This is a genomic window from Bradyrhizobium sp. BRP23, from assembly GCF_020194135.1.
Lineage (GTDB): Bacteria > Pseudomonadota > Alphaproteobacteria > Rhizobiales > Xanthobacteraceae > Bradyrhizobium > Bradyrhizobium yuanmingense.
Genome location: NZ_JADYVW010000026.1, coordinates 42,369 through 51,239, shown reverse-complemented (window position 1 = coordinate 51,239; position 8,871 = coordinate 42,369). Strand labels below are relative to the sequence as shown.

The 8,871-nt window shown below is 60.2% G+C and carries 7 protein-coding genes and 2 pseudogenes; 3 read left to right on the top strand and 6 right to left on the bottom strand.

Going from position 1 to position 8,871, the window contains the following annotated elements:
* Nucleotides 1-1,911: 1,911 nt before the first annotated feature.
* The 3 genes and pseudogenes from I6F24_RS35930 to I6F24_RS35920 all read right to left on the bottom strand — a co-directional run.
* Nucleotides 1,912-2,711: pseudogene (locus I6F24_RS35930) on the bottom strand (transposase); the annotation flags it as partial.
* 125 nt (nt 2,712-2,836) lie between these two features.
* A pseudogene (gene tnpB / locus I6F24_RS35925) lies at nt 2,837-3,037 on the bottom strand (IS66 family insertion sequence element accessory protein TnpB); the annotation flags it as partial.
* Between the two features lie 132 nt (nt 3,038-3,169).
* Complete coding sequence (locus I6F24_RS35920; protein ID WP_249786645.1) at nt 3,170-3,400, bottom strand: hypothetical protein; 231 nt, start codon at nt 3,398-3,400, stop codon at nt 3,170-3,172.
* A gap of 464 nt (nt 3,401-3,864) precedes the next feature.
* Between I6F24_RS35920 and I6F24_RS35915 the strand changes: the two genes are divergently transcribed.
* Entirely contained in the window at nt 3,865-4,341 is a 477-nt protein-coding gene (locus I6F24_RS35915; RefSeq protein ID WP_071917732.1) for an Lrp/AsnC family transcriptional regulator, read from the top strand.
* Nucleotides 4,342-4,719: 378 nt separating this feature from the next.
* Here the strand turns inward: I6F24_RS35915 and I6F24_RS35910 are convergent, their stop codons facing one another.
* Nucleotides 4,720-5,517, bottom strand: a complete 798-nt coding sequence (locus I6F24_RS35910) for a polysaccharide deacetylase family protein (protein WP_225131281.1) — start codon at nt 5,515-5,517, stop codon at nt 4,720-4,722.
* 201 nt (nt 5,518-5,718) lie between these two features.
* The gene (gene tnpB, locus I6F24_RS35905) at nt 5,719-5,874 is read right to left on the bottom strand and encodes an IS66 family insertion sequence element accessory protein TnpB (protein WP_225131278.1); all 156 of its coding nucleotides are present in this window, start codon (nt 5,872-5,874) and stop codon (nt 5,719-5,721) included.
* A 222-nt stretch (nt 5,875-6,096) separates the two neighbouring features.
* Between tnpB (I6F24_RS35905) and I6F24_RS35900 the strand changes: the two genes are divergently transcribed.
* A protein-coding gene (locus I6F24_RS35900; protein ID WP_225148724.1) for an IS3 family transposase occupies nt 6,097-7,178 on the top strand; the annotation gives its coding sequence in 2 pieces (ribosomal slippage) (nt 6,097-6,337 and nt 6,337-7,178; 1,083 coding nt in all).
* Here the strand turns inward: I6F24_RS35900 and I6F24_RS35895 are convergent.
* Nucleotides 7,179-8,411 carry an IS256 family transposase gene (locus tag I6F24_RS35895; protein ID WP_225131268.1) on the bottom strand — a complete coding sequence of 411 codons (1,233 nt, stop codon included), beginning with the start codon at nt 8,409-8,411 and terminating at the stop codon, nt 7,179-7,181.
* Between I6F24_RS35895 and I6F24_RS35890 the strand changes: the two genes are divergently transcribed.
* The gene (locus I6F24_RS35890) at nt 8,410-8,583 is read left to right on the top strand and encodes a hypothetical protein (protein ID WP_225131267.1); all 174 of its coding nucleotides are present in this window, start codon (nt 8,410-8,412) and stop codon (nt 8,581-8,583) included. The genes I6F24_RS35895 and I6F24_RS35890 overlap by 2 nt on opposite strands.
* Nucleotides 8,584-8,871: the final 288 nt, after the last annotated feature.

Genomic DNA, 8,871 nt, shown 5'->3' with positions numbered 1-8,871 from the left:
ATGAGGGAGGAGGACGGTGCGGACCATCCCATTAATGGTGACGCAAGCGGCCAAGCGGAAAGCTGTCGCCCATCTCCGTGGAGCCTTCGGGATGAGCGAACTGCGGGCGTGTAAAGTCATCGGCTGCTGCTTTATGACGATGAGCAAGGCGACCCGGGCGGATGATGCCGGCCAACGCCAAGCGCGAGAGGGTGATCGCCGAGGTAGGTCGCCGTTTCGGCTGTCGACGCCCGCACATGCTGCTCAAGCGGGAGGGCTATCTGGTCAACCACAAGGCTACGGCGCCATGGCGGCCGTAAGCGGGCAATTGGGACTATGGCGCTGATATGGCGGCCGATGATCTCCAACGATCGTTGGAGGCTCCCACTTTCTATCGGACCAGCTGACCGACGTCCGTCCCTTCCGTATTCTGACCATTGTCTGGCACTGGTGGCCGATCCCTTGCTCCCGGCACCCGGGTGGCGCGGGAGCTAGACCGGCTGATCACCGAACGCGGGAAGCCCAAGACGCTGGTCAGCGACAACGACACCGAACTCACAGCAACGCAATTCTGACGTAAGCCGATACAGAGCCGCGCTACCTAGCAGTACATCGCGGGGCAAGCCCATGCAGAACGCGTTCATCGGGAACTTTAACACGGCGACATTCGCCGAATTAAGGAGGCTCCCAACTGTGACAGGCCTATGAGTACTGTGGGCAGACCACTGGCAACGGTGCCGCGCCGGGCTTTCGGTGAGGATAACCGGTGCAGAAATTCTTGATGCAGTACGGATTCTTGCCGCTTCCGCACTTTTGGCAGCGGGTGACGCAATCCTCGTAGGTCACTCCGGGTCGTATCTGCTCAATCAGCATAGGTTCTCGCTGAGTTTTCTGAGCCAGAACTGGACCGAGGAGTAACACGGCAAGGAGTAGTCCAATCGGGTATTTCATATGCTCCTCCTCCTGTCGTAAAGGGAGATTCGATGCGGACGGTGATGTCTGCCGAACTCCTGGTCAAGGCAAGCTCACAGCCAAAGTCCCAGCGAGACCGCTCTCTGGGCGGATTCAAGCAGCTCAGAATGACACGTCAATATTCTCGCCAGCCCGCGGAGTATTTGGCGCGTCCCGTCCATCAGCGAAAAAAAGGTCTCACAGATTAATGGCGATCGCAGCTATGCGCAGCCGCTGCCAGATGAGTCGAATTTCGGCGACTGATCCGAGTTAGACGCAGGATTACAGCGACAAAGGGCGAATCGCGCATCAACTAGGATTGCAAACATTGGTATAGTTAGCTTGAAGATTTGGCTGGCGAGGCACGGGGATACAGCGTGCCGCTTCGCCAAGCAGGCGCACACCAGAGTCAACTGTTGCGCCGGTGTCAGTTGATGCAGGCACTTGAAATGCCGACGCCGCACGTGACGTGCGGGCGAGATGCGGCGCCACGACGGTGCGCGGCGACTCTCCGCATGGCATCAGCAGGAGGCGAGAATGCACAACAGCTCTCATAATACCCTCCATGTACAGTAAAGCGCTGTGGCGTCTGCGGCGGATAGTTCGGGCTGATCCGCCACGACTCTTGGCGAACTGTTCTTTGCTCCAGGAAATGCGTGGACCGTTTCACGGCTCGCCGGGAGGCCGACCAGAGATGGTTCGCGGGTCGCACTGGTTTAATGCGCCCCACTCAGTACCAAGCAGACTTTGACGGAGAGCTTAGGAAGGTCCGCACGCAGTTGTTTCATTGAGCGGCTGTGCTTGAAGCAACGCGAGCCTAGTGATTGAAGCTAAAGAAGGACGCGCTATGCGCCGCCGCAAGTGGAGCGCGCGGGGAACGTCGGCCGGTCGCCGTCTGCACCATGGTGGCGCTCGGGACCATTGGCTAAGCTCACCCCGGCCGACCCGCCACTTAAGTGGTCGGCGTTCAGGCGATCGGAGGGCATAGACATGGGAGACGCCCGGCGGATCGGCGCCCGCCCCATGGCCGGTCGTCCGCCGTATAGGCCCAGAGCTGACCCGTCTTGGGGCGCGTGTCGTCTCGTCGGCGAACAGCTTTGGCCGTTGCTTGAGCTTGCCAAGGAGGCGCTCATGTAACGGACGCAGATGGAAGACCGCCTGCCGCACCCGGTCCGCCACGGCCAAACTCAATACCCTGGCGGTAAATCTGGGCCTGCCGATAGAGCGGCAGGTGATCGGCATATTTAGACACCAGAACCTGGGCGACGGCGGCTTCGGTCGGCAGTCCGCCCTCGATCGACCGTGTCGGGGCCGGTGCCTGCATGACACCGTCTTAGCAAGCAGGGCAGGCGTATTTGGGACGCCGCGTCACGAGGATCCGGAACCGCGCCCGAACCGGGTCCGGCCGCTCGCTTCTATCCTCGCCAATCCGATGTAGCTCGCTCTGGCACCAGGCACATGTCTTGTTCTCAATGTCAACGACGAGCTCGATCCGCGCCAGGTGCGTCGGCTAGGCGTCACGGTTGCCGCGGCGCCTACGGCTCGCACCTCACGGCCTTCAGCTGGCGCTGACGTCCTGCGCCATCTCGCTGTACGCTGTCACCTGCTCGACGTCCTCCAGGCCCGGCAGCATCTGATCTTCAGGCAGTGTCTCTGCTGGCCGGCCAAACCGATGCCGCTGCAATTCCTTGATGATCTGACGCAGTCGTTCGCTCTCGCACCGCTCGGCAAGCAGCTTTGCACGTCTCGGGATCGTCAGGCAGGGCCTCGCTAACACCCAATTCAGAGCATATTCGCCGCCATCAGGGCGACGCGTCTGGCGCTTCTGATTCACTTCGCCGCAGCGCCGCCAACAACTATCCAGCTGCGTTGGCGCCGGCGTCTTTCGTCGCGCGTGGACACGCCGCCAGTCGAAGCCTTCGAGCAATGCCGACAATTCGCCGCCGACAGGTACTACGCCATACTCGAACTTCGGCCAGCGGAAGATCCCATCATCGAGCCGCTTGACGAACAAACACGGGCCCGTTCCGGCCCAGAACACTAGCTTGATCCGATCCGCCCGCTTCCGGAACACATAGACAGCTCCCGAGAACGGATTTGCCCCCATGCTCTCGCACGCCGGCTAACAAGCCCCTCCATTCCCATGGAGAAGTCTACCGGTTTGGTCGCCACCATCACCCGGACCGCACCCGACGGCCCGATCACCAGCTCACCTTCAGCGCCTGGATGATCGACGCAATCATCGTCGGGTCCGCACCACGGACGCCCGGATCGTGATGCCGTCAACTTCGATCTCGATGACCCCGGCCTTGGCCTTGCGGCGCACCGCTTTGCGCTCGCGCCCAAGTGCGGCCGCCGGCACTACGGCATCCACCACCGCCGGCACAAACTGTACTTTTTCTGCTTCGAAATGACCGCGCGCTGCTGCTCGCAACTGACGGCGCCAGCAAAACAGCTGCTGCGGCGACAATCCATGCTGTCGCGTTACCGAGCCGAGCCGCCACTCGTAACGATCTCCGCAACAGCCCGGGCCTTGTCCTCGTCGTTCCACTTCCGCCGACGGCCGGCTCGGTTGAAGACCTGGAGCCGCCGCACCGGCTCCGTGATAGTAGTATGCACTGTGCCCATTCTAAACCTAACGGGTCCAAACCGAACCGCAGCCTCGCAGATCACCCCGTCACCCCACCGAACAGCGCTTACCGTTAACCGGCTCGCGGCGTAAGTGTCCTTCTTGACGTGCTCAATCCCGAGATGATTCTGACGATCACAACTTCAGCGGGACCAGACGGGCTTCCTTGGGGTTGCCCGCAGCGACTTCTCATGGGGGCGGGAAGCAGGCGGCGTGTCGAAAACCTTTGCATTTCTTCTTCATTCGGTCGATTTTCTGTATACCGGTGGCATTTATCAATGAAGTTCATCTCCGTGGCAGCAACTATGCGATACGATCGAATAGACGCCCGCATCCTCGAGATCGTGCAAAAGAACAACCGACTGACTTCCGATGTCATCGGCGAAATGGTCGGGCTTTCCGCTACCGCGTGTCAGCGACGACTGAAGCGACTCCGCTCGGAAGGCATCATCGAGGCCGACATCTCGATCGTTTCGCCGAAGGCGGTTGGCAGACCCATTCAAATGCTACTGCTGGTAAGCCTGGAGCGGGAAAGTTCGGAAATAGTCGATAAGTTCAAAAAGGCCATCAAATCGTCCGCTGAAGTCGTGAATGGATTCTACGTTACTGGCGACGCGGACTTCCTTTTATACATTACTGCGCCCACCATGGAGGACTATGAGCAGTTCACCAGGCGGTTCTTCTATACGAACCCAAACATCAAGGCGGTCAAGACGATGGTCGTAGTAGACCGCGTAAAGGTAGGTTTCGCTGTGCCAGTTGAAGCCTCGTCGGAGGATTGACGAAAACTCCGATGTCCGCGCCTGCATCCAGGGGAATGTTGCAAACAGGAATGTAAGAGCTCGCTGAAGTGCGCGACACTGCGGCGAATGACCATAGTGGGGTCGATGCGGATCGCCAGAGTCGTGGTCGAGGCAGCGACCATAGGCATCGCCTCTATGTCCAAGGCGCCGATCGAATTCGTCGCGAAGTCGATGTAGCTCTTTTCAACGTTCTGCCCCGCCGTTCGCAAGTAGAAAATGGTGAGCAGAAGCTGGCGCCTAGCGCCCCGACTGACCTAAGTCGGCGTGATCTTTCACCCCGACTATCTAGCCTGCTAGGTTCACGACCCCCCGTCGTCCGCGCGACAAGTGCGAGTCGTTCAGTCGACCATGCGGGGATTAAGGGGGTATCTCAGCGTTCGTCACGGTCGGGGCAGCCGGCACCAGATGTACTATCCGATAATCGTTCTCATGCAGGTAGCGCAAGAACGGCATCGTGGCGGCCGTTCGGGCCTGGGCGTCGTGCAGCAGAATGACACCCTTTCTCGCGGTCGTTAGCCGCTCGATCAGATTCCGTAGTTCTCGATCTGGGGTTATATTCGCCCAATCGCTCGCCCAAAGGTCAGCACCGAACACAGCAATCCCGCGTGACTTCAAGTGGTCGAGCACCGCAGGGGGCGAGTCGAAATAGGGAAACCGAAAGAAATTTGCCGACGGAGTTGTGATCGAGACGCCGTTGAGCGCCAGTTCATCGGCCGCAATGCCTCGATCGATATCTTCCGTAGCCTGTTCGAGCGGAATCTTCGACATCATAGGATGCGACCAGCTATGGTGCCCAACTGTGTGCCCCTCGGTGGCAATGCGGCGGACGAGCTCGGGGAATGCTGCGGGGGACCTGCCGACCAGGAAGAACGTGGCCCGCACGCATTTCTGCGCGAGTGCCGTCGGCACCTTTTCTGTATTCGGGGGCCGTGGTCCATCATCGAAGGTAAGGACGACCTCATGGTCCGCCAGAGGAAGGGTTTCTGGAAAGCTTCCCAGCCCCACGCGCGGATAGGTCTCCGCATCGACAGCGAGCACGCGCGATGTGCCGAGCGCATACTGCCGCGGGCAGTTGGCGGAATTTGCCACCGCGCTGCCGGCAAACAACGCTGTCACAGCGCCGGCGAGCCGTTTAGCCAATCTGTGCAGGCGCATCCTTCTCATTGCGCTCGGCGCGACCTTGAGGCCAGTGTCGTGCCCGCAGGCTATTCGATGCACGTCGCCGGATTGCTGCGCATTGAGGTATATGGCGCGTAAAAACGTCATCAAGCCTAAGCGATGCGACGAAAGCGACGTCCATAACAATTGAACTCACTTTGGCTGCGTTCCTCATAGGTGGATCCTCAGCACTCCGTATCAAGTGCAATGGTACCAAAGGATCTTGATCAGCTTGCCGCGTTTGCCACGGAACACATAGAGGTCGCCGCCGTGCGGGTCGCACGTGAACGCTTCCTGCACCAGCAAGGCCAGCGAGTTCATGCCGCGACGCATATCGGTGTGAGCGGTCGCAATCTATACCCGCACGCCCGACACAATGGATATCATCACCGCCGTCCATCGGCCAGTGCCGCGACCGCGGCCTTCAGCATCGCCGCGTCGACGGTGCCTGGATCCGGGTATTGTCCAGAATGTTTCGCACTTTTGATCAGGCGATGATCTGAGACCGGCAAACTGGACCATTTTTGGCTAGAGTTGCGCTGCGTAAATCCCCTCGGCTGGGAGAAGCGGACAACGATGAAGGCCTCGAAGTTTTCGGACGCCCAGAAGGCGTTTATCCTGAAGCAGGGCAACGACGGGGTCCCAGCCGGGATCAGCCAGGCGACCTATTTCAACTGGAAGAAAAAGTACGACGGACTGCTGCCGACCGAGATGCGCCGGTTGAAGCAGCTCGAGGACGAGAACGCCAAGCTGAAGAAGCTGGTGGCGGACCTATCGCTCGACAAGGAGATGCTACAGGACGTGATCCGCCGAAAGCTGTGAAGCCTGGTCGGAAGCGCAAGCTCGTCGATGAGGTTTGCGGTGAGTGGCAGGTCTCGATCCGCAAGGCTTGCAAGGCCCTCGAGTTCGATCGATCGACCTATCACTACAAATCTCGTCGCTCCGGCCAGGCGGCCCTCGAAGCTCGGATCAAGGAGATCTGCCATGTTCGCGTCCGCTACGGCTATCGCCGTGTCCATGTGCTGTTGCGCCGCGAAGGATGGCGTCACGGCCAGAACAAGACCCGCCGCGTCTATCGCGAACTGGGCCTGCAATTGCGTAACAAATCGCCAAAGCGCCGGGTCAAGGCCAAGCTGCGCGATGACCGCCGGCCAGCGACGCGGGTCAACGAGATCTGGGCGATGGACTTTGTCCATGACCAGCTGGCAACCGGCGGCAAGCTCCGGGTGCTCACGATCATCGACATTTTCTCTCGCTTCTCGCCGGCGCTGGAGCCGCGGCTCACCTTCCGCGGCACCGATGTCGTGGATGTTCTGGAAAGGCTTTGCAATGAAGTGGGAATCCCTGCCACGATCCGCGTCGATCAAGGCAGCGAGTTTGTGTCGCGCGACCTCGATTTGTGGGCCTACCAGCGCGGTGTCACGCTGGACTTCTCACGGCCAGGCAAGCCGACCGACAACGCCTTTATCGAAGCCTTCAATGGGCGCTTCCGGGCCGAATGTCTCAATGCCCATTGGTTCCTGTCCCTTGCGGACGCCCAGGAAAAGGTTGAGACTTGGCGAAGATACTATAACGAGGAACGGCCCCACGGGGCGATCGGCAATCGGCCGCCGATTTTGCTGCAAAAACACGTCGGCGCTACCAGCCCGCCAACGTGATCAGAGGCGCAAAACTCTAATTCTAGCTGGTCCAAAGTTCGGTCTCGCTGCAGCGACGGCTCCGGTTTCAGAGAGTTGTGGCTGATAGAGCGGTCGCATGTTCATGTAGCATTTGGTCGACCACGCGGTTCCGGCAATGTGCCGCAGCCGGGCCGCCGCCAAGTTGAGACAGGATTGACCGTCGGGGAAGGCGCCGACGACACGGGTTCGTCGCCGGATCTTCTTCATGATGCGCTCGAGCGGATTGTTCGTTCGAATCTTCCGCCAATGGATGTCCGGAAAGGCATAGTAGGCGAGCGTCTCGTGAACCGCCTGCTCGACGAGATCAGCAGCTTTGGCCATACGGCTTGCCCGCAGATCCGCGATGACGGTCCTGGCTTTGTCGTCGGCCGCGGCGCGGCTCTCCTGGGCATGAATGGCCTTGAGCATGTGGCTCACCTCGCGGACCCGGGTCGACGGCACGTGGCTGAAGACATTGCGATAAAAATGCACCATGCATCGTTGATAGCGGGCCTCCGGCAGATAATCCGCAACGCTTTCGACATGACCTCGGCACGCATCGGAAACAACCAACTGCACGCCCCTGAGACCGCGATCGACGAGATGCCGCAGAAACGATGACCAGCCGGATTTGTCCTCCTTGGCGCCCTCACAGAAGCCGAGGATCTCTCGGAACCCCTCGGCATTGACCGCCGAGGCCACCAGCAGCGAGACGTTGCGAACCTCACCAGCCCAGCTGCGCTTCATCACGATGCCGTCGAGATAGAGATATGGATGCTCGCCTTCGATCCTGCGATTCCGCCACGCCTCGATCTTGGTATAGATCTTGTTCAGGTTCGACACTGTGCTCGGGCTGACCCGGGTGCCCCACAGCGCCTCCGTGATGTCTTCGACCCGCCGAACCGAAATTCCGGCCAGATACATCTCGATCAGCGCCTCCTCGACCGAGCTCTCCCGCCTCCGGTAGCGCTCGATAATCGCCGTCTCGAAGGTTTGCCGCCGTAGCTTCGGGACCTTCAGATTGACGTCGCCCCCCTTGGTGTGCAGCGTTCGCTCGTAGCTGCCTGCCCGTGTGTCCTGCCGGGCCGGGCTGCGCTCATACTGCCCAGCCCCGCACAGCTGGTCCGCTTCGGCCTCCAGCATGGCGTTCAGGGTCTCTTCCACCGTCCCGCGGACCATCTCGCCCAGGTGATCTCGAATCCGGGCCTCATCAATTTGGATCACCTGACCCATGGCATTCCCATCGTTCATTCAAAGCCCCTTCATTCTAGAAGAAGCCGTCAATCCTGAAAGTGCGAAAGACTCTGTACGTTATCGTGATCCGCATCCGAACCCCGGCAGCAAACTCGATCTCGATCAATCCGCCGCTGCTTGCCGGCGCGACTGGACAAGGCGCCGGCGCTGATTCCGCGACCACCATCTCCGTTACGAAGCTAGGTTGATGGGCGGCATCCTTCGGCTCAGGCCGAGCGACCGTCGCCATCGCGGAAACAATGAGCGCGAAACAGCGTTGCCGCGACTTGACGCGGCGCCTGTAAACTCTCCAGGACGATCTTGAGCTTCTCATCCTCGGACCAGCGCAGTCGCCGGCCCGTGTCCACCACTTCAAGCCCTTCGACTTGGGCACTGCGCCTATCACTGATGGGGTGGACGCCCCCTCACAGCTTCATTGTGGCAAAGTGGCGCCGCGCAT

What these genes read in the sequence shown, in the direction of transcription:
- I6F24_RS35915 (WP_071917732.1), top strand. Translation starts at nt 3,865, where the DNA reads ATGCGATACGATCGAATAGACGCCCGCATCCTCGAGATCGTGCAAAAG.
- I6F24_RS35895 (WP_225131268.1), bottom strand. Translation starts at nt 8,411, where the DNA reads ATGGGTCAGGTGATCCAAATTGATGAGGCCCGGATTCGAGATCACCTG.
- I6F24_RS35910 (WP_225131281.1), bottom strand. Translation starts at nt 5,517, where the DNA reads ATGCGCCTGCACAGATTGGCTAAACGGCTCGCCGGCGCTGTGACAGCG.
- I6F24_RS35890 (WP_225131267.1), top strand. Translation starts at nt 8,410, where the DNA reads ATGGCATTCCCATCGTTCATTCAAAGCCCCTTCATTCTAGAAGAAGCC.